We start from the raw sequence: 18,363 nt of genomic DNA on the forward strand, positions 1-18,363 counted from the left end.
GGCCGGAGCCTGTCGCGACCCAGACCTTCTCTCTCGACGTCTTCAGCCTCAAAAGCCAATAGCGCAACAGGCCCACAAGGGGAGAAGGAAGAAAGTGTTAGAAACACCTCACCTCGGCTTCCGCCTGTGCTCGCCGCAAATCATTCACGGCCGAGTTCGCCTGCTCCGAGGTGCGGAACTGGACGCCGAGATTGCCGCGGACCTGGGACATACTGAGCGCGGTTTCGGCGGTGACGTAGCGCTCATAGGACACGATCGAGGCCACCACGTCGATCGAGCAGGAACATTGTTCGATTGCCTGCCGGCTCTCGCCATTGGCCTTCATGCAGCCATAGACATACTCGGCACGCGCCGACGTCGGATAATCATTGGCCTCTTCAGCCTGTGCACCGAGCGCGGTCGCAGCCCACACCGCCAATGCGGCGACAATCGGTCGTAGCTGTCCGGCCAGATTCATGAGCGTCCTCCCGCTGGTTGCGACGGAAGCTATGCTATGCGTATTGTCCTGAAAAGCACCCTACCAGAGGAAACGGCTCACAAGGTGATGAGAGCATTTGGTCGATCATTGGCGCTCGCGACGACGCTGGCGCTGACACTAGCCGGGCCCGGCCGCGCCGCGGATACGATTCGCCTTGCGGTGCAGAAGACCGGAACATTCTCCTGGGAGCTGGCCGCGATCCGCGCCGGCGGCCTCGACAAGGAGGCCGACCTGTCGCTCGACGTCACCGAGCTTGCGAGCCCCGAGGCCGGCAAGATCGCCCTGCGCGCTGGCAATGCCGACATCATCCTGTCCGACTGGCTGTGGGTGTCGCGCGAGCGCACGCTCGGCGCCAAGCTCACCTTCTATCCCTATTCCAGCGCGCTCGGCGCGGTGATGGTGCCGGCCGCCTCGCCGATCAAGTCGCTGGCTGATTTGAAGGGCCGCAAGCTGGCCGTCGGCGGCGGTCCCATCGACAAGAGCTGGCAGCTGCTCCAGGCGCGCATGAAGCAGGACGGCATCGACCTGAAATCGGAGGCGACCATCGTCTATGGTGCTCCGCCTCTGATCGCCGCCAAGGCGCTCGACGGCGAGATGGATGCGAGCCTCAACTTCTGGAATTTCTGTGCACAGCTGGAGGCCAAGGGCTTTAGACGCCTCACCGGCATCGAGGACATATTGCCAAAACTCGGCGCCAAGGGCGCGGTCTCCGCAGTCGGCTATGTCTTCGACGAAAGCTGGGCGGCAGGTCATCGCGATGCGGTGGCGCGCTTCATCGCGATGACCCGCAAGGCCAAGCAGCTGCTGGTGACCTCGGATGCAGCCTGGGACAAGATCGCACCGCTCACCGGCACGAGCGATGCCACCCTGCTGAAGACCTATCGCGAGCGATATCGCGACGGCATTCCGCGCCGGAGCATCGATGACGAAGAACAGGACGCGCGCGTGCTCTATCGCGTGCTGGCCGAGACCGGCGGACGCGACCTCGTGGGCCCCGCTGCCGAGCTCGATCCCGGCACGTTCTATCACGCAGTTGCCGGAGACTGAGGTGCTGCGTCTTCTGTCGTTTGCCCTGTTGCTCGCGATCTGGTGGACAGCCGCCCTGTTCGTCGGCGCCGCAAAGCTGCCCTCTCCGTCCGCCGTGCTCGACGTCGTCATCGCGGAAGCATCGAGCGGCGCGCTGTTCCTGCATCTCGGCGCCACGCTCGCCCGCGTGAGCCTCGCCTTCGTGCTGGCGATGTCGCTCGGCAGCGCCATCGGCTATCTGATGGGACGGGTGAAGCTCGCCGACCGGCTCGGCGATCCCTGGCTGATCCTGCTCCTGAACCTGCCCGCGCTGGTCGTGATCGTGCTGGCCTATATCTGGGCCGGCCTCACCGAGGCCGCAGCGATCGCGGCGATCGCGATCAACAAGCTGCCGACCGCCATCGTCACCCTGCGCGAGGGCGCACGCGCGCTCGACCGCTCGCTCGACGAGATGGCGAGCGTGTTCGCGATGCCGCGCTGGCGCGCGTTCCGCCACGTCGTGCTGCCGCAACTGGCACCCTATATCGCAGCCTCAGCCCGCTCCGGATTGTCGCTGGTGTGGAAGATCGTGCTGGTCGCCGAACTCCTGGGCCGGCCGAACGGCGTCGGCTTCGAGATCGGCGTCGCTTTCCAGCTGTTCGACACGCCGCGGCTGCTGGCCTATTCGCTGACCTTCGCCGCCGTCGTGCTCGTGATCGAGACCGCGCTGGTGCAACCGTTCGAAGCCCGCGCAACACGATGGCGACCCCGTGCGGCTTGAGGTCGATATCACAGGCAAGAGCTTCAAGAGTGCCGCGGGCGGGACGCAGGAGGTGCTCGCGCCGGTCAGATTCGCGCTTCAATCCGGCGAGGTCGGCGTGCTGATCGGTCCCTCCGGCTGCGGCAAGAGCACGATGCTGCGCATCATCCTCGGGCTCGACCGCGATTTCGAGGGGCACGTCTCGCGCCCGCCGGAAGCGCGGATCGGCATGGTTTTCCAGGAGCCGCGGCTGCTGCCATGGCGCTCGGTCGAGCAGAATGTACGGCTTGCGGCACCCGATGTGACCGACGCCAAGCTCGCCGAGCTGTTCAGGATCCTGGAGCTGGACGCGCATCGCAGTCATTTTCCAGGCGAATTGTCACTGGGCCTCGCCCGGCGCGTCGCGCTCGCCCGCGCCTTTGCGGTGGAGCCTGACCTGCTCGTGCTCGACGAGCCCCTCGCCTCGCTCGACGACGCACTCGCCGGCCGTTTACGCGACGAGATCGCGACGCTGGTGGCGCGCCGTCCGGTGATGACGTTGCTCGTCACCCACAGCCTGGATGATGCGATCCGGCTCGGCGACCGCCTGTTCTTGCTATCGCCGCGACCGGCGCGCATCGTGCGCGAGGTGCCGATTGCCATCCCGCGCGCGGAGCGCAGCGAGGCCGAGCTCGGCAAGATCAGGGCCGAGCTCGCCGCGTTGCAGCTTGAATCGAAATGAGAACTCATGGTCAATTGGATCAACGACATCTTCGCGGGAGGGTCATCATGCGGCGTACGCTGATTGCGATCGGCATCCTGTTGGTTGCGATGCCCGGCGCGGCGCTCGCGCAGGCCAAAGGCAAGGGTATCCGGCTCTGGAATCTGACGACGGAGACGATCTCCGGTTTCCAGCTCTCGCCGGCCGGGAAGACCGAGTGGGGGCCGAACCAGTGCTTGAACGACAAGGACAAGGAGGTCGATCACGACGAGCGGCTGCGCATCACCGGCGTCGAGCCCGGCCGCTACGATGCCAGGGTCAGCTATCCCAATGCACGGCAGTGCATCGTGCGCGACATCGAGATCAAGGCGGATGCGGTGTTCTCGATCGCCGACAAGGATCTGAAGGACTGCAGCAAATAACGCGGGCTGCGTTACGAGCGTTTCGCCTCATGGTGAGGAGCGCGGAACGCGCGTCTCGAACCATGCAGGCCCGTCTGTCACCTGCGGCCATCCTTCGAGACGCCTGCTTCGCAAGCTCATCAGGATGAGGACCTAAGCCAGTCGCGACCGGGAAGGCGGCGCAGCTCTTCACGCCTTATCGTTCGGGTGCGGATATTCGCAGCGCCACCGCACCGCTTGCCACTTCGGATGGTCGCCAACCCATTGCGCGATATAGGGCGGCGCAGCCATCGCGCATTGCGTCGGCGACCCCGCATAGTTGAACACCAGATGCTGCTCCTCGCAGGTCGCAGGCGAGAGCAACGCACACACAGTCACCACCAGGTCGATCGGGTTCATGCCGGGATCCTCGCAGAGCCGATGAAGAATAGCACAAAAGGCTACGCTCCGAGGAGCCGGAAGTTTCAATCCGGCCACGCGAAATCGAGCGGGAATTGCCCCATCGCCTCTCCCCGCAACCGGGGCGCGAGCGCTAGAAATTAACTCCAAACACCAGCCTCGCCTGGTGGCGCTCGAAATTGACGAGGTCGAGATTGCCGCCCGATCCGGCCGGACGGCCCCAGGCCTGCATGCTCCAGCTCATGGTCAGGCGCGAGCGATCGGAAAGCTGGAAATAAGCAGTCGGACCGACAAAGAGGGCCTGTCCTGCGAACTCGTCGAGGCCGATGCCTTCGTACTGCCGGAAGTAGCGCACCTCGCCGCCGAGCAGCACATCGGGCCGCACGCGGACGAGGCCGGCGAAGGCCGCGCCGATGGTCGAACTCTTTTCGGACAGTCCCGCCATTTCGAAACGCGCCCATTCGGGTTGATAGATCAGGTTGAGCGCGCCGATGGCGAAGTTCGGGATCAGCTCGCGATCGAAGGCGAGCGTGAAATCGGTACCGTACATCCGCCCTTTTGCGCCGGAAGTCTCGTCGATGCGATCGCCATGGAGTTCGGCGGCGACAGTCAACCCGAATGGCGCGCGCTCGCGATCGAGCAGGCGATAGCGCAGGTCGAGCGAAGCGCCCTGGAAATTGAACTGACGGCGGTCGCCGATATCGGGGACGCCGGTGATGTCGTGCAGCGTGGCAGTGCCGCCGACCTCGATGCGGAAGTTCGGCAGCGGCACGATCTCTATCTCGACCTCCTGCGACAGGGCGCGATAGGTCCCGCCGCCTTTGCCGAATCGTCCTGTCGTCTGGGTCTGGAATTCGCGCTCGCCGGGATTGCCGACATCGGTGCCGATCATGAAGCCGAAGATGTGCTCGGTATCAAAGCCCTCTTCGGCGCTGACGCATGCCGGCGCGAGCGCGACGGTGCAGGCGGCTATGGTCCAGAATGTAAGGGCTCTCGCGCGCATCCCCGACACTACCACGGCTTCGATGGTAGTTGCCATCGAAGCCGCGGCAGGTCGCAAGTCTTACTTGCAGTCTTACTTGTGGTCCTACTTGCGCAAAGCGCAGGCGTACATGTTGATTTCCATGCCGACCGACACTTCCACGATCTTCGGAGCTTTCCAGGCCATTCGGGGACTCCCAAGGGATTGAGCGCGACATCGCGCCGGCCAAAACCTAGGGCTGCGTCAGGCACAGCGCAAGTCGGGAATCGCGGCGTCGACACAGCGAACTGTCGCATCGCGCTTGCAAACTTCTCTCTCGGGCAACTCGCCTTCGCTCCCAGTCAAGCGGCGCGGCGCTCACTGCAACAAGCGCAGCAGCGCGCGGCCGGCGCGCGAGTTCAGCTCCTTGGCATCCAGCGTTCCATCCTTGTCGGGATTCGCCGCGTTGAAGCGCTGCTCCACCACGGAGAGATATTCGTCGAGCGTGAGAGTCCCGTCGCGATCGGGATCGGCGGCGGCGAGTTCTTTCGCCGTTAACCGTCCGCGCAACTCGCGGGCGTCAAGCGTGCCGTCATGATCGGGATCGAGCTTGGCGAACAACGCGGTCGCCGCCTTCTTCACCTCGGCAAGGTCGAGCGTGCCGTCATTGTCGGTATCGAACGTCTTGACCGCGTTGCCGGAGGCCGACCATGCCGGACCGGACATCAGTGCAATCGTGAGCGCAAGTGCAACAGAGCGACGCGATATCATGAAAACCTCCCAGACCAAGAGCTCCGATTCGAGCCGGATCGAAACGACATAAGTCCACAAGCGAGCCTCGGTTCAAGCCCCGAATTGCAGGCTACGCCCGTACAACTTGCGGAACCCGTCGGCCCGACCATTGCCGTGGCGCACGCGCCCTGCTCCATGCCGCGGAATTTCTTCAGCGCCTGCGCACAAGTGAGAGTTGCTTGTCAGCTCTCCGTCAGGTGACCGGCTTCCGGCCGCCCACCAGATCGGCGTCGCAACTACGACTTTCGTATTGACGCGTTTTGCATTCGGGCGGAGTGTTGCTGCCGCAGCGTCAATAGGCGCGCATATTGGGAGGAACGGATGAAACGCTTTGCGATGGCCGCGAGCCTCGTCATGCTTGCATCGACTTGTGCAAATGCACAAACCAGCGAGCAGCTGGTCAAGGGTGCGACCGATACATCGAACGTTCTCAATTACGGAATGGGCTACAATCTCCAGCGTTTCTCGACGCTGAACCAGATCAACAAGGACAGCGTCAAGAACCTTGTCCCGGTCTGGAACTACTCTTTCAACGACGATCGCAGCGAGGAATCGCAGCCGCTAGTGTACCAGGGCGTGATCTATGTGACGTCGCACAACGCGACGATGGCGGTCGACGCCAAGACCGGCAAGCAGATCTGGAAATCCAAGGTCGAGTATCCTGCCGAAACGCCGCGCATCGTCTGCTGCGGCATTATCAATCGCGGCGCCGCACTCTATGACGGCAAGGTGTTCCGCACCACGCTCGACGCCAACGTGATCGCGCTCGACGCCAAGGACGGCAAGGAGCTGTGGCGGCAGAAGGCTGCCGATATCAAGGAAGGCTATTCGATGACGGTGGCGCCGCTGGTCGCCGACGGCGTCGTGATCACCGGCATCTCCGGCGCAGAGTTCGGCACCCGCGGCTTCATCGACGGCTGGGATCCGGCAACGGGCAAGCACCTGTGGCGCACCCATTCGATCCCCTCCCCGGACGAGCCCGGCGGCGACACCTGGAAGGGCGATACCTGGAAGCTCGGCGGCGGCTCGACCTGGATCACGGGCTCCTATGATCCCGAGCTCAACACGGTCTATTGGGGTATCGGCAATCCCGGACCGTTCAACTCTGCGGTACGCCCGGGCGATAACCTCTACACCTGCTCCGTGCTGGCGATGGATCCCAAAACCGGCAAGATCAAGTGGCACTACCAGTTCTCGCCGAACAATCCGTTCGACTATGACAGCGTGGCCGAGATGGTCCTCGCCGACATGAACGTCGAGGGCAAGCCGACCAAGGTGTTGATGGACGCCAACCGCAACGGCTTCTTCTACGTGCTCGACCGCACCAACGGAAAGCTGCTTGCGGCCAATCCTTACGTGAAGGTCAACTGGGCGACGGGAATCGACATGAAGACGGGCCGGCCGATCGAGACCGATGTCAGCAAGGACGCGCGCGAGGGCAAGAAGGTCGTTGTCTTTCCGTCGCTGCTTGGAGGCAAGAACTGGGAGCCGATGTCCTTCAACCCGCAAACCGGGCTCGCCTACGCCAACACGCTCGCCTTCGGCGGGCACTACAAGACCGAGCCCGTCACCTTCAAGCAGGGTGAATGGTATCTCGGCATGGACCTCACCGACCTCTGGGAATGGGGTGATGGTCCGCGCGGGCATCTGAAGGCGATCGACCCCATGACCGGGAAGGCCAAGTGGGAAGCGCCCAGCGACATCCCGCGCTTCTCGGGCGTGCTGTCGACCGCGGGTGGCGTCGTGTTCTCGGGCGCGCTGACCGGCGAGTTCGAGGCCTTCGACGCCGACACCGGCAAGAAGCTCTGGCAGTTCCAGACCGGCTCGGGCATCGAGGGACAACCGGTGACCTGGCAGCAGGACGGCGTGCAGTATGTCGCCGTGACGAGCGGGTACGGCGGCGTCTACTCGATCTTCTCCGGTGACGAGCGGCTTGCCACGGTACCGGCTGGGGGCTCGCTGTGGGTTTTTGCGGTCAAGCAGTAGCCACGGCACGATGCTGAAAGAGGTGACGTACAGGACGGTGGCGATCCTTGCCACCGTCGCGGTGCTGACGGTCGCGCTTGCGGCGACCGTTCGTGCCGCGGATGATTCAACCGGCAATCCCGTGCAGGCGCAGATCGACCACGGCAAGTTGACTTATGCCGAGAAATGCTCGCACTGCCACGGTCCCAACATGATGAACCCCGGCACCATCACGCCGGATCTGCGCACCTTCCCCGACGACAAGACGCGCTTCGTCACCACCGTGAAGAACGGCAAGAACAACAAGATGCCACCCTGGGCCGATATTCTCAGCGACGAGGAGATCGGGAATCTCTGGGCCTTCATCTCGAGCCGGAGAAAACCATGAGGCGCTGGCTGGCCGCTTGGAGCATTGCCGCGATCCTCGCGGCGGCGGCCGCGACTGCACGCGCGGCCGACGATCCGCTCAGGATTTGCCTCGACGAGGACCGGCCGCCGCTGTCGGTGCACCACAAGGGCAAGCCGGACTCTGGTTTCGACGTGCTGCTGGCGCAGGCGATCGCCGACCGGCTCGGACGACCGCTGACGATCCAGTGGTTCGAGAGCAAGCTGGACGAGGATTCGAGCCCGCAGCTCGAGGCCAATGCGCTGCTGTCCGACGGGCGCTGCTCGCTCGTCGGCGGCTACGCTCTGACGACGGACTCCCTCGTCAAGCCCGGCATGAAAACGGCGCGCCTGCCGGATTTTGCCGGCGCCACGCGCGACGACCGGCGCCGCCGCGTCGCGCTCGGTGTGCTCGCGCCGAGCCAGCCTTATGTCTACTCGCCGATGACAGTCGTGCTCGGACCCAAGGCGCGGGGTCGCAAGATCGGCGACATCGGCGACCTCGCCGGCCTGCGCCTGGTTATCGAGAGCGGCTCGCTCGGCGATGCGATCCTCATGACCTTCGACAAGGGGCGCCTGATCGACGACATCACGCATCTCGTCCCCGGCCGCGATGATCTTCTCGGCGCACTTGCCCGTGGCGACTATGACGCGACGCTGATCGACCTGGGCCGCCTCGACGCCCATCGCGCCGCGCACCCCGATACGGCGATCACCGCGTCCGGCTACTACTATCCGATCGGGGCCAATCGCGGCTATGTCGGGCTGGCCAGCGATCCCACGCTGATCGACGCCGTCAACAAGGCGCTCACCGGACTTGCTGCCGAGGGCAAGATCGCCGAATTCGGCACACAGGCGGAGCTGACCTATCTGCCGCCGCGTGAGCCTGCGATCCTCGGCGACGTCTGGATGAAGATCATTCAGCGTTGACCGGAGCGTCCGGCTCCCGGAATGACGGATAAAGTGCTCGGCGATGGGCCCGCTACAACCATGGCTGGCTCGGCGACATTCTGCACCCTATGATGCCGCCGTTTTCATTCGGCCATCTGGTGGCATCGTGAATCCTTCCGCAGGAAGCCTGCGCGATCTCCTCTCGCGCGAAATCAAGACCGGCGAGCTAGTGCGGGCGCTGATCGTCGTCGGCCCGATGGTCGCCGCCTATTTCGTCGCGCGCGAGACGGCGCTGCTGAATCTCGGGTTGGTCGCGGTCTCGCTGCTCATTCCGGCGCTACGGCTGCACCTGCCGCCGAATGTTATCGTATGGCACTACATTGCCATCCTCCTCACTTTTGCCGCGCTCTTCCTTGCCGCCCCGATCAAGCCGCTATTCGCAGTGCTGACGGCGCTCGCCGGATTCCTTGCGGTCGCGGTGACACGCCATGGCGAACATTTCCGCACGCTCGGAAATTGGGTGTTCATCCCCGCCGTGTATCTCGCCTGCGAGGTGCGGGAGGGCGTGAGCGCCTCGGAAGCCCTTGCGCCATGCCGGCATGATCATCGTGTCCTCTCCGATCGCGCTGGCTCTGGTCTGCGCCATCCGGATTTACGACCAGCGACGGTGCGGCGATGCCGCGACCTCGTTCGGAGCGCCCGCGGCCGAGTGGTTTGTGCCCGCGGCGGCAACCGCCCTTGCAGTGTTCGCTGCGGCGGCGCTGGTCGAGATCCTCGATCTCGCGCAGGGCCAATGGGTGATGTGGTCGGCCGCAAGCGTCGTGGTCGGCGATCTCGCCGCTTCGACCGGCAAGCTGAAACAGCGGGCGATCGGCGCCGTCGCCGGCGCGCCGCTCGGTTTCCTCGCCGGCATGGTGCTGCCGCAAAGCCGGGTCGGCTATGCGCTCGCGGTTCTCGCGGCCACCCTCACGCTGATCGCGTTCTCCCGCTACATCGTCGGCTTCGGCCTGCGCTGCTTCTTCATCGCGCTGGCCGCTTCCTTCGCCGGCAGCGCCAGCGGCATCGCGGAGGAGCGCATCGTCAACGTGCTGATCGGCGGCACCTTCGGCTTGCTTGCGGTAGCCCTGACTGAAATCGTCTGGCTGCGTGTCATGCGAAAAGTGCGATTGTCCGGATGACGCCCGAATAGGCACAGCGCGGCCCGTCGAATGCGCCAATCTGTCTCGCCAGCCACCCATGGCAGAGGCGACCCGATGCAGTACCGTCGGCGACAACCCGGGAGAGAATCATGTCCGCAAAACTCGATCGCCGCCACTTCATCGCCGCCGGCACCACCACACTCGTGATGCCTTTCGTCTCGCGCGGCGCCTCGGCGCAGGCTGCGTGGCCATCGCGGCAGATCCGCATGATTTGCAGCTATCCCGCCGGCGGACAGACCGATCTGCTCGCGCGCGCCTATGGTGAATTCATTGCCAAGCAGGTTGGAAAGACCGTCGTCGTCGAGAACAAGCCCGGTGCCGCGGGCGCGATCGGGACGGCGGAGGTCGCCCGCGCGGAGCCCGACGGCCACACCATCCTGTGCTCGATCTCGACCACCTACATCATGAACCGGGTGGTGATGAAGACTCCCGGCTACGACATGGACAAGGATTTGACGCTCGTCAGCGTCATTCCGGGCGCCGGCCTGTTGCTGGTGGCGAACCCGAAAACCGGCGTCAAGACGTTGGAGGATTTCGTCGCCTTCGCGCGCAAAAGCGGCAAGGTCAACTTCGGCACCTATAGTGCGGGCTCGGCTCCGCATATGACGGTCCACGAGCTCAACAAACAGTATGGCCTTGCCATCGAGCCGATCCACTATCGCGGCGAAGCCCCGATGTGGACGGGCATGCTGGAAGGTACGCTCGATGTGGCCATGGGCAGCTACACGGCAGCGCAGTCGGTTTTGCAGAGCGACCGTGGCACCGTGTTCGCGGTGCATTCGAAGAAGGTCGACGCCATCCCCGATATCAAGACCCTCCCCGAGCAGGGCGCGACGTCGAAATTCTTCACCGTTAGCGGCTTCTCCGGCTGGGCCGTGCCGAAGGCTACACCGCAACCGGTCGTCGACCGCTTGGCGGAGCTTTGCGTCGCTGCCAACAACGACCCGAAGGTGAAGGAGGTTCTCAACACGTTCGTGCTCGAACCCGCGATCGGCTTCAAGGACACCAACGCCCTATATCAGCGCGAGCTGCCGATCTGGATCGAGAGCGCGCGGTCGCTCGGCCTCGAGCCCTCCTGAACCGGGAGACAAGACGCCCCTTCGCGGCGCAGCATCCGACCAAAGCCTAGTGCCGGAAACGCATTTTCCCGCTATGATTGTGCGATGCCGGCGGAAAGGTCTCGCCGGCGCGGACCAGAAAGGCCGATCCCATGACACCGGATGGCGTCGCCGTAGCCGTCATGATCATCCTGCTCTTTCCGATGGGCTATTTCACGCTGGCGTCTCCGGCCTTCCTGCTGGTGAAGCTGGATATCCAGCCCGTCGCCCAGCTTTTGCGCGGAATGTTCAATGCCCATTTTCTGGTGATGCGCGTTGCCGGAATTATCGGAGCAGTAGCTTTCCTGCTCGACGGTCGTCTGGTCGCAGCGATGGGCGTCGGCCTCCTTGCAGCCTTGGCGATCTACGGACGCCGCGGGTTCATGCAGCGGATGGACGAGCAGCTCAGCGCCACGGACGCCGGCGATGCCGAGGCCCCGCGTCGGCTGCGCCGGCTGCATTGGAGCGGGATGCTGGGCAACGCGGTGCTGCTCGCCGCTCTCCTGATAAGCATTCCCTACATCGCGATATCGGCGTGAGAGACATCGCGGGCGCGTGAGGGGCAACCGCTGTCGTCGACGCCGAACCTGGCGTTTGCCTAGTGCTCGTCCGCCGCAACCGCGCCCTGTTGCGCCTTGTGGATCGAGGACGGCACCACGCCGAAATATTTCCGGAACACCCGGCTGAAATGCGATGAGCTGGAGAAGCCCCAGGAGAATGCGACGTCGGTGATGGTCTTGCCGGCGTGGGCCTCGAGCTCCTGGCGGCAATTCTGAAGACGCGCCTGCCAGATGTAGTCGCTCACCGTGGTGCCGCGCTCCGAGAACAGCATGTGCAGATAACGCTTGGAGCAGCCGAGCTCGCCGGAAATCTGGTCGATGCACAGATCCGGATCGCGCAAATGCTCGCGGATGAAGAACTGCGCGCGCACATAGGTCGCTTCGGGCCCGACGCGATCGAGCATCGTGTCGGCCTCGCGCAGCGGCAGCAGCAAGAGGTCGATCAGCGAATCGGCGACGCCGACCGCACTGTTCGCCGACAGCTTCGCCGCCTCGTCGAAGGTCGCATGGACGAAATCATGGGCGATCCGCCCCGTCCCGGTGCGTGAGGTCAATTTGCAGGCGGGCATTCGCTGCGACGGGAATCCCCGGTCGCGCAGCAGCGCCTTTGGCACGATCACCACGTCATGGCGCGTGAAAGCGGGGCTGATGATCGAATGCGGACAGGAGACGTCATAGGCGATGATGTCGCCCGGGTTCAGCTCGATGTGGCGGCCTTCCTGCTCGAAATAGGACACACCGTAAGTCTGGAAGTGGATCTTGATATACGGGTGTTCATTGGCCTTGGCGCGCGCCAGCGTGTGCGCAATCCGATGCTGGCTGACCTCGATCTGGCAGAGCTTCAGGCGCGAGACGCTGGTGTAGTCGATGCGGCCTTCGAGCGAAGACGCTTCGAGCGGATCGACGTCGAAATGCCCGCACAGGCTCGTCAGCCCGTCGATCCAGCTTTGGATCTGACGTTTCGGCGTCATGCCCGTCGTCGAGAGCGTGTGAATCGTGTCGGACATTAATCCAGCCACTGGTTTGATCCGGAGATTTGACGCGAATCGCGAGCCGCGCTGCCGGAGCCCTGAACCGTGATTGCGTGACGTTTACCTCGATTTTGAGCGATCTTCCAGAACGAGCGCCGTCGTTCCAATGCCACCCTTGTAAGTTAATCCTCCGCCTTAGTTGCAGCGCCGTCAAGGGGAACCTAAGCGTGGGAGACGGTCCCAAAGCGCTGCGGAAGCCGCTGAATTCGCTACTGCAAAATCAAAATCTTCGCGGCCGTGCGCTGTCAAGCAAACCAGCTTCTCTCTTGGGCAAGTTTCCCGATAACGAAGTCGTTAGGGATTGCATCAGGAACAACAAGAACGGGCCGCTCCGCACGTGGACCCGTGGCTCTCATCAGGAGGAGGAAACACCACAGCATCGTTTCTGGTCCCAATCGTGACCGCCCTGCACGAGCAGACGCCGGACGAAAAGCCCGGCGATTAAGCAATGCTTCGGAAACAATAAACGAGACCAATGGAGGAATGACTATGCGCAAGGTACTACTCGCGGCCTATCTTGGCTCCGCGGCGGCCCTCGCCGTCGGCAGCGCGTCGGCCAACGACGAAGTGCTCAAGATGTCGCAGAACCCGAAAGACTGGGTGATGCCGACGGGGGACTACGCCAACACCCGCTATTCCAAGCTGAACCAGATCAACGCACAAAACGTAGGCAAGCTCCAGGTCGCCTGGACCTTCTCGACCGGCGTGCTGCGCGGCCACGAAGGCGGCCCGCTGATCATCGGCAACATGATGTACGTCCACACGCCGTTCCCGAACAAGGTCTACGCTATTGACCTTTCCAACGAGAACAAGATCGTCTGGAAGTACGAGCCGAAGCAGGATCCGAATGTGATCCCGGTGATGTGCTGCGACACGGTCAACCGCGGCTTGGCCTATGGCGACGGCAAGATCTTCCTGCATCAGGCCGACACCACGCTCGTCGCGCTCGATGCCAAGAGCGGTCAGGTGGCATGGACCGCGAAGAACGGCGACGCCAGCAAGGGCGAGACCGGTACTTCGGCCCCCATGGTCGTCAAGGACAAGGTGCTGATCGGCATCTCCGGCGGCGAGTTCGGTGTTCAAGCCCATATGACCGCCTACGACATCAAGACGGGCAAGCTGGCTTGGCGCGGCTACTCCGAAGGACCGGATGATCAAATCCTGGTCGATGCAGAGAAGACCACCGCGCTCGGGAAGCCGATTGGCAAGGACTCCAGCCTCAAGACCTGGCAAGGCGATCAGTGGAAGATCGGCGGCGGCGCCACCTGGGGCTGGATCTCCTACGATCCCGAGCTGAACCTCGTCTACTACGGATCGGGCAATCCCTCGACCTGGAATCCGAAGCAGCGTCCCGGCGACAACAAATGGTCGATGACGATCTGGGCTCGCAACCCTGACACCGGCCAAGCCAAGTGGGTTTATCAGATGACGCCCCACGACGAGTGGGATTATGACGGCGTCAACGAGATGATCCTCTCGGACCAGGCCATCAACGGCCAGCCGCGCAAGCTGCTGACGCACTTCGATCGTAACGGCCTCGGCTACACGCTCGATCGTGCCACCGGTGAGCTCCTGGTCGCCGAAAAGTACGATCCGAAGGTGAACTGGACCTCCGGCGTCGATATGGACAAGAACTCGGCCACCTACGGCCGCCCGAAGGTGCTCGACACCGCTTCGACCGACAAGGCGGGCGAGGACCACAACGTGAAGGGCATCTGCCCGGCCGCGCTCGGCACCAAGGACGAGCAGCCGGCGGCCTACTCGCCGGACACGCAGCTGTTCTACGTTCCGACCAACCACGTCTGCATGGACTACGAACCGTTCAAGGTGAGCTACACTGCGGGCCAGCCCTATGTGGGCGCGACGCTCTCGATGTATCCGCCGCAGGGTGAAACCCACATGGGTAACTTCATCGCCTGGGACGGCAAGACCGGCAAGATCGTCTGGTCGAACAAGGAGCAGTTCTCGGTCTGGTCGGGCGCGCTCGCAACCGCAGGCAACGTGGTGTTCTACGGAACGCTCGAAGGCTACCTGAAGGCAGTCGACGCCAAGACCGGCAAGGAGCTCTACAAGTTCAAGACTCCCTCCGGCATCATCGGCAACGTCACCACCTATGAGAACGGCGGCAAGCAGTATGTCGCAGTGCTCTCGGGCGTGGGCGGCTGGGCCGGTATCGGTCTGGCGGCAGGCCTGACCGATCCGACCGCCGGTCTCGGCGCAGTCGGTGGCTACGCGGCGCTCAGCAACTACACGGCACTCGGCGGAACGCTGACTGTGTTCTCGCTGCCCAACTAGGCCTCTCAGCATCGCTCCGGCGCGTGGATCAACTCCACGCGCCGGCTCGTCTCACCGAATGCCTTCCGAGGAAAATCTCTTGCGTAAAATCTGCTCTGCCATTGCTGCGATGTTCTTGGTCGCGTCCGGGGGAATTGCCGTCGCGGACGGCTCAGGCGATCCGACTGCCGTCAAGCAGAACGAAACCGGCGAATGGTCCGACAAGGAAGGCAATCCAACCTATCAGATCACCGACGGATCCGTCGACTGGTACACCTATTCCGGATACCGCCGCTATCACTCGGACTGCCATGTGTGTCACGGCCCGGATGGCATGGGCTCGACCTACGCCCCGGCGCTGAAGGATTCGCTGAAGACGATGAGCTATGCCGACTTTCTCGGCGTCGTCGCCTCCGGCCGCAAGAACATCTCGACTGCCGCAGAGAACGTGATGCCGGCTTTCGGCGATAACCCGAACGTCGCCTGCTACATGGACGATCTCTACGTCTATCTGCGCGCCCGATCCAACGAGGCCTGGGGCCGCACAAGACCCGGCAAGCACGAGGACAAGAACGACGCCTATACCAAGAACGAAGATTCGTGCATGGGCAAGAAGTGAACGAGCGGAGCCCGACCAGGACCTGGTTCTTGGCGCCCTGCTGGAATTTGAGGAGCTTAAGATGAAGACACGTGCCGCCGTCGCTTTCGAAGCCAAGAAGCCGCTCGAGATCGTCGAAGTCGATCTGGAAGGACCGAAGGTCGGCGAAGTCCTGGTCGAGGTCAAGGCGACGGGCATCTGCCATACCGACGCCTACACGCTCGACGGCTTCGACAGCGAGGGAATTTTCCCGTCGATCCTGGGCCATGAGGGCGCGGGCATCATCCGCGAGATCGGTCCTGGCGTGACCTCGGTGAAGCCGGGCGACCATGTCATCCCGCTCTACACGCCGGAATGCCGGCAATGCAAAAGCTGCCTTAGCCAGAAGACCAATCTCTGCACCGCGATCCGCGCGACGCAGGGCAAAGGCGTGATGCCCGACGGTACCAGCCGCTTCTCCTACAAGGGCAAGCCGATCTACCACTATATGGGCTGCTCGACTTTCTCGAACTTCACCGTGCTGCCGGAGATCGCGGTCGCCAAGATCCGCCAGGACGCGCCGTTCGACAAGAGCTGCTACATCGGCTGCGGCGTCACCACCGGCGTCGGTGCCGTCGTCAACACCGCCAAGGTCGAGCCGGGCTCCAACGTGGTCGTGTTCGGGCTCGGCGGCATCGGCCTGAACGTGATCCAGGGCGCCAAGATGGCTGGCGCGGACAAGATCATCGGCGTCGACATCAACGACTCCAAGGAGGAATGGGGACGCCGGTTCGGCATGACCGATTTCGTCAATCCCAAGAAGATCACCGGCGACATCGTCCCACATCTCGTGACCCTGACCGACGGCGGCGCCGACTACACCTTCGACTGCACCGGCAACACCACGGTGATGCGCCAGGCGCTGGAGGCCTGCCATCGTGGCTGGGGCACCTCGATCATCATCGGCGTTGCCGAGTCCGGCAAGGAGATCGCTACCCGCCCGTTCCAGCTCGTCACCGGGCGAAACTGGCGCGGCACCGCCTTCGGCGGCGCGCGGGGCCGCACCGACGTGCCGAAGATCGTCGACTGGTACATGAACGGAAAGATCCAGATCGACCCGATGATTACCCACACGCTCAAGCTCGAAGACATCAACAAAGGCTTCGACCTGATGCATGAGGGTAAATCGATCCGTTCAGTCGTCGTGTTCTAGCTCGAAAAGCGTCACCCCAAGGAGGATCGACCCATGACTGTTGCACTCCATCCCTCGATCGATAACGGCATTAAACAGGGCAGCGGCAGCTTCGCCGGCGGCACGCTCGCATGCAAATGCAGCGACCATCAGGTCAAGGTCGCCGTCAAGGGCGACGTCGCGCATAACCATGCCTGTGGCTGCACCAAGTGCTGGAAACCGCAGGGCGCGAATTTCTCCGTCGTCGCCGTGGTACCCCGCCAGAACGTCACCGTGCTCGAGAACGGCGACAAGCTCCAGATCGTCGATCCATCGGCGGCGATCCAGCGCTACGCCTGCAAGGCCTGCGGCACGCATATGTACGGCCGCATCGAGAACAAGAGTCACCCGTTCTACGGCCTCGACTTCATCCACCCCGAACTGTTCCAGGAGCAGGGTTCGCAGGCGCCGCAATTCGCCGCCTTCGTCTCGTCGGTGATCGAATCGGGCGTGAAGCCGGAGCAGATGGGCGGAATACGGGCTCGGTTCAAGGAGCTTGGACTTGAGCCCTATGACTGCCTGTCGCCGGCGCTGATGGACGCGATCGCGACCCACGTCGCGAAAGCCAAGGCCGCCTGAGCCAAGGCCGCCTGACGTTTGCCGCGCCCCATTCGCTCGCTGGTTCCACCACACCCAGCGAGCGGACGGAGCCGGCCGGGACGATCGCGGCGATGCCGCCGCTTCTCGACTGCACCTGTGTGGGGGCCGTCAGCTCCCTCAGTCCTGGTCTCTGAATGACTGCGCAGGGCCACCACTTCCCGCTTGAAGTGCGCGGCGCTTGCGTTTCTCCCTCCCTCGACTGAGGCATCCTGCTTCGTCCGCACAGGTGTTCTGGCGGACGAAGCTTTTTTTTGTTGTCCCCATATCGAGATGCGCGCGGCGAGATGCGGCGCCCTGCTTTTGACAAACCTTCGTTGCAATCTTTTCCCATCGAGAACAGCTGACTAGAGAACACTTGGCTGTGAATGCTAGACCGAAGCGATCCTTGCTAAGATCGCGACGTGACGATGCCGCGCGAATTCAATAATCAAGAACACGACGGGAGGTATCGAACACATCCGGACATGACATTGGCATTCCTGAGTCCTGCCGGGATCTGCCCGCGCGGGATGACCGCTGGAATGCGACGCCGCGCAGCGGACATTGCACCGACCGGCATCTGGAAAATCTGAAATCGGCAAGCTTATGAAGAGCGAGGGACGATCATGATCAAGGTGAAGATCAACGGCCAGGAACAGAGCTGGGACGGCGACCCGGATCTCCCGCTACTCTGGTTCCTGCGCGACGAGGCCGGGCTGACCGGCACCAAGTTCGGCTGTGGCCAGGCCCTGTGCGGCGCCTGTACTGTCATCGTCGACAAGGAAGCCGTGCGCGCCTGCATCACGTCGATCAACGACGTCGCCGGCCGCGAGATCACGACGATCGAGGGACTGCATCCGAACGGTGATCACCCTGTGCAGAAGGCCTGGCGCCAAGTCAACGTTCCCCAATGCGGCTTCTGCCAGGCGGGCCAGATCATGCAGGCGGCTGCGCTGCTGATGGACAACCCAAAGCCGTCGCACGACCAGATCCGCGAAGCAATGTCCGGCAACATCTGCCGCTGCGGCTGCTACCAGCGCATCGAGAATGCGGTCCATCTCGCATCGACGGGAGTGTGA

Annotated in this window: 21 protein-coding genes; 15 read left to right on the forward strand and 6 right to left on the reverse strand. The window is 63.3% G+C overall.

The window, feature by feature from the left end; translation table 11 throughout:
* Positions 1–97 precede the first annotated feature (97 nt).
* On the reverse strand, positions 98–457 hold the full coding sequence (locus ABIB91_RS32050; RefSeq protein ID WP_354170572.1) for a hypothetical protein: 360 nt from the start codon (positions 455–457) through the stop codon (positions 98–100).
* Between the two features lie 87 nt (positions 458–544).
* Here ABIB91_RS32050 and ABIB91_RS32055 point away from each other — a divergent pair, with 87 nt between their 5' ends.
* From ABIB91_RS32055 to ABIB91_RS32070, 4 genes are read left to right on the forward strand one after another with little or no spacing between them, the layout of a single operon-like run.
* A complete protein-coding gene (locus tag ABIB91_RS32055; RefSeq protein WP_354170570.1) occupies positions 545–1,525 on the forward strand; it encodes an ABC transporter substrate-binding protein in 981 nt (326 codons plus the stop codon).
* Position 1,526: 1 nt separating this feature from the next.
* Entirely contained in the window at positions 1,527–2,264 is a 738-nt protein-coding gene (locus ABIB91_RS32060) for an ABC transporter permease (protein ID WP_007601389.1), read from the forward strand.
* Complete coding sequence (locus ABIB91_RS32065; RefSeq protein ID WP_007601388.1) at positions 2,254–2,964, forward strand: ABC transporter ATP-binding protein; 711 nt, start codon at positions 2,254–2,256, stop codon at positions 2,962–2,964. Before ABIB91_RS32060 ends, ABIB91_RS32065 begins: the two co-directional genes overlap by 11 nt.
* Positions 2,965–3,011: 47 nt before the next feature.
* On the forward strand, positions 3,012–3,365 hold the full coding sequence (locus tag ABIB91_RS32070; RefSeq protein ID WP_007601387.1) for a hypothetical protein: 354 nt from the start codon (positions 3,012–3,014) through the stop codon (positions 3,363–3,365).
* A 168-nt stretch (positions 3,366–3,533) separates the two neighbouring features.
* Here ABIB91_RS32070 and ABIB91_RS32075 read toward each other — a convergent pair whose 3' ends face one another.
* From ABIB91_RS32075 to lanM, 4 genes are all read right to left on the reverse strand, one after another.
* On the reverse strand, positions 3,534–3,743 hold the full coding sequence (locus tag ABIB91_RS32075; RefSeq protein ID WP_007601386.1) for a hypothetical protein: 210 nt from the start codon (positions 3,741–3,743) through the stop codon (positions 3,534–3,536).
* A gap of 133 nt (positions 3,744–3,876) precedes the next feature.
* The gene (locus ABIB91_RS32080) at positions 3,877–4,782 is read right to left on the reverse strand and encodes a DUF6662 family protein (protein ID WP_354170567.1); all 906 of its coding nucleotides are present in this window, start codon (positions 4,780–4,782) and stop codon (positions 3,877–3,879) included.
* Positions 4,783–4,830: 48 nt separating this feature from the next.
* A complete protein-coding gene (gene pqqA / locus ABIB91_RS32085) occupies positions 4,831–4,911 on the reverse strand; it encodes a pyrroloquinoline quinone precursor peptide PqqA (RefSeq protein WP_035994375.1) in 81 nt (26 codons plus the stop codon).
* Between the two features lie 171 nt (positions 4,912–5,082).
* Positions 5,083–5,475, reverse strand: coding sequence for a lanmodulin LanM (lanM, locus tag ABIB91_RS32090; RefSeq protein WP_007601381.1), 393 nt, complete (start codon positions 5,473–5,475; stop codon positions 5,083–5,085).
* A 342-nt stretch (positions 5,476–5,817) separates the two neighbouring features.
* Between lanM and ABIB91_RS32095 the strand changes: the two genes are divergently transcribed.
* From ABIB91_RS32095 to ABIB91_RS32120, 6 genes are all read left to right on the forward strand, one after another.
* Complete coding sequence (locus ABIB91_RS32095) at positions 5,818–7,482, forward strand: methanol/ethanol family PQQ-dependent dehydrogenase (protein ID WP_354170565.1); 1,665 nt, start codon at positions 5,818–5,820, stop codon at positions 7,480–7,482.
* Between the two features lie 10 nt (positions 7,483–7,492).
* Positions 7,493–7,849, forward strand: a complete 357-nt coding sequence (locus tag ABIB91_RS32100; protein WP_354170563.1) for a c-type cytochrome — start codon at positions 7,493–7,495, stop codon at positions 7,847–7,849.
* The gene (locus tag ABIB91_RS32105; protein WP_354170561.1) at positions 7,846–8,775 is read left to right on the forward strand and encodes a substrate-binding periplasmic protein; all 930 of its coding nucleotides are present in this window, start codon (positions 7,846–7,848) and stop codon (positions 8,773–8,775) included. The genes ABIB91_RS32100 and ABIB91_RS32105 overlap by 4 nt, the downstream gene beginning before the upstream one ends.
* A gap of 560 nt (positions 8,776–9,335) precedes the next feature.
* Entirely contained in the window at positions 9,336–9,914 is a 579-nt protein-coding gene (locus ABIB91_RS32110; protein ID WP_354170559.1) for an FUSC family protein, read from the forward strand.
* A 110-nt stretch (positions 9,915–10,024) separates the two neighbouring features.
* Positions 10,025–11,014 (forward strand): Bug family tripartite tricarboxylate transporter substrate binding protein, encoded by a 990-nt coding sequence (locus ABIB91_RS32115; protein WP_007601374.1) that lies wholly within the window; start codon positions 10,025–10,027, stop codon positions 11,012–11,014.
* 131 nt (positions 11,015–11,145) lie between these two features.
* Entirely contained in the window at positions 11,146–11,571 is a 426-nt protein-coding gene (locus tag ABIB91_RS32120; protein ID WP_007601372.1) for a hypothetical protein, read from the forward strand.
* 59 nt (positions 11,572–11,630) lie between these two features.
* On the opposite strand, the gene ABIB91_RS32125 is transcribed toward ABIB91_RS32120, so the two are convergent.
* On the reverse strand, positions 11,631–12,599 hold the full coding sequence (locus ABIB91_RS32125; RefSeq protein ID WP_007601369.1) for a helix-turn-helix domain-containing protein: 969 nt from the start codon (positions 12,597–12,599) through the stop codon (positions 11,631–11,633).
* Positions 12,600–13,112: 513 nt separating this feature from the next.
* Between ABIB91_RS32125 and xoxF5 the strand changes: the two genes are divergently transcribed.
* The 5 genes from xoxF5 to ABIB91_RS32150 all read left to right on the forward strand — a co-directional run bounded on the left by xoxF5 (position 13,113) and on the right by ABIB91_RS32150 (position 18,363).
* Positions 13,113–14,918 (forward strand): lanthanide-dependent methanol dehydrogenase XoxF5, encoded by a 1,806-nt coding sequence (gene xoxF5, locus ABIB91_RS32130; RefSeq protein WP_007601367.1) that lies wholly within the window; start codon positions 13,113–13,115, stop codon positions 14,916–14,918.
* A 109-nt stretch (positions 14,919–15,027) separates the two neighbouring features.
* Positions 15,028–15,516 carry a c-type cytochrome, methanol metabolism-related gene (locus ABIB91_RS32135; protein WP_354170574.1) on the forward strand — a complete coding sequence of 163 codons (489 nt, stop codon included), beginning with the start codon at positions 15,028–15,030 and terminating at the stop codon, positions 15,514–15,516.
* A gap of 61 nt (positions 15,517–15,577) precedes the next feature.
* Positions 15,578–16,687, forward strand: a complete 1,110-nt coding sequence (locus tag ABIB91_RS32140) for an S-(hydroxymethyl)glutathione dehydrogenase/class III alcohol dehydrogenase (protein ID WP_354170556.1) — start codon at positions 15,578–15,580, stop codon at positions 16,685–16,687.
* Positions 16,688–16,720: 33 nt separating this feature from the next.
* A complete protein-coding gene (gene gfa / locus ABIB91_RS32145) occupies positions 16,721–17,284 on the forward strand; it encodes an S-(hydroxymethyl)glutathione synthase (RefSeq protein WP_354170554.1) in 564 nt (187 codons plus the stop codon).
* Between the two features lie 626 nt (positions 17,285–17,910).
* Positions 17,911–18,363, forward strand: a complete 453-nt coding sequence (locus ABIB91_RS32150) for a (2Fe-2S)-binding protein (protein WP_007601363.1) — start codon at positions 17,911–17,913, stop codon at positions 18,361–18,363.

Source organism: Bradyrhizobium sp. JR4.3 (assembly GCF_040547695.1).
In the GTDB taxonomy this organism is placed as follows: domain Bacteria; phylum Pseudomonadota; class Alphaproteobacteria; order Rhizobiales; family Xanthobacteraceae; genus Bradyrhizobium; species Bradyrhizobium canariense.

What these genes read in the sequence shown, in the direction of transcription:
- ABIB91_RS32050 (WP_354170572.1), bottom strand. Translation starts at nt 457, where the DNA reads ATGAATCTGGCCGGACAGCTACGACCGATTGTCGCCGCATTGGCGGTG.
- ABIB91_RS32055 (WP_354170570.1), top strand. Translation starts at nt 545, where the DNA reads ATGAGAGCATTTGGTCGATCATTGGCGCTCGCGACGACGCTGGCGCTG.
- ABIB91_RS32070 (WP_007601387.1), top strand. Translation starts at nt 3,012, where the DNA reads ATGCGGCGTACGCTGATTGCGATCGGCATCCTGTTGGTTGCGATGCCC.
- ABIB91_RS32075 (WP_007601386.1), bottom strand. Translation starts at nt 3,743, where the DNA reads ATGAACCCGATCGACCTGGTGGTGACTGTGTGTGCGTTGCTCTCGCCT.
- ABIB91_RS32080 (WP_354170567.1), bottom strand. Translation starts at nt 4,782, where the DNA reads ATGGCAACTACCATCGAAGCCGTGGTAGTGTCGGGGATGCGCGCGAGA.
- pqqA (WP_035994375.1), bottom strand. Translation starts at nt 4,911, where the DNA reads ATGGCCTGGAAAGCTCCGAAGATCGTGGAAGTGTCGGTCGGCATGGAA.
- lanM (WP_007601381.1), bottom strand. Translation starts at nt 5,475, where the DNA reads ATGATATCGCGTCGCTCTGTTGCACTTGCGCTCACGATTGCACTGATG.
- ABIB91_RS32095 (WP_354170565.1), top strand. Translation starts at nt 5,818, where the DNA reads ATGAAACGCTTTGCGATGGCCGCGAGCCTCGTCATGCTTGCATCGACT.
- ABIB91_RS32100 (WP_354170563.1), top strand. Translation starts at nt 7,493, where the DNA reads ATGCTGAAAGAGGTGACGTACAGGACGGTGGCGATCCTTGCCACCGTC.
- ABIB91_RS32105 (WP_354170561.1), top strand. Translation starts at nt 7,846, where the DNA reads ATGAGGCGCTGGCTGGCCGCTTGGAGCATTGCCGCGATCCTCGCGGCG.
- ABIB91_RS32110 (WP_354170559.1), top strand. Translation starts at nt 9,336, where the DNA reads ATGATCATCGTGTCCTCTCCGATCGCGCTGGCTCTGGTCTGCGCCATC.
- ABIB91_RS32115 (WP_007601374.1), top strand. Translation starts at nt 10,025, where the DNA reads ATGTCCGCAAAACTCGATCGCCGCCACTTCATCGCCGCCGGCACCACC.
- ABIB91_RS32120 (WP_007601372.1), top strand. Translation starts at nt 11,146, where the DNA reads ATGACACCGGATGGCGTCGCCGTAGCCGTCATGATCATCCTGCTCTTT.
- ABIB91_RS32125 (WP_007601369.1), bottom strand. Translation starts at nt 12,599, where the DNA reads ATGTCCGACACGATTCACACGCTCTCGACGACGGGCATGACGCCGAAA.
- xoxF5 (WP_007601367.1), top strand. Translation starts at nt 13,113, where the DNA reads ATGCGCAAGGTACTACTCGCGGCCTATCTTGGCTCCGCGGCGGCCCTC.
- ABIB91_RS32135 (WP_354170574.1), top strand. Translation starts at nt 15,028, where the DNA reads ATGTTCTTGGTCGCGTCCGGGGGAATTGCCGTCGCGGACGGCTCAGGC.
- ABIB91_RS32140 (WP_354170556.1), top strand. Translation starts at nt 15,578, where the DNA reads ATGAAGACACGTGCCGCCGTCGCTTTCGAAGCCAAGAAGCCGCTCGAG.
- gfa (WP_354170554.1), top strand. Translation starts at nt 16,721, where the DNA reads ATGACTGTTGCACTCCATCCCTCGATCGATAACGGCATTAAACAGGGC.
- ABIB91_RS32150 (WP_007601363.1), top strand. Translation starts at nt 17,911, where the DNA reads ATGATCAAGGTGAAGATCAACGGCCAGGAACAGAGCTGGGACGGCGAC.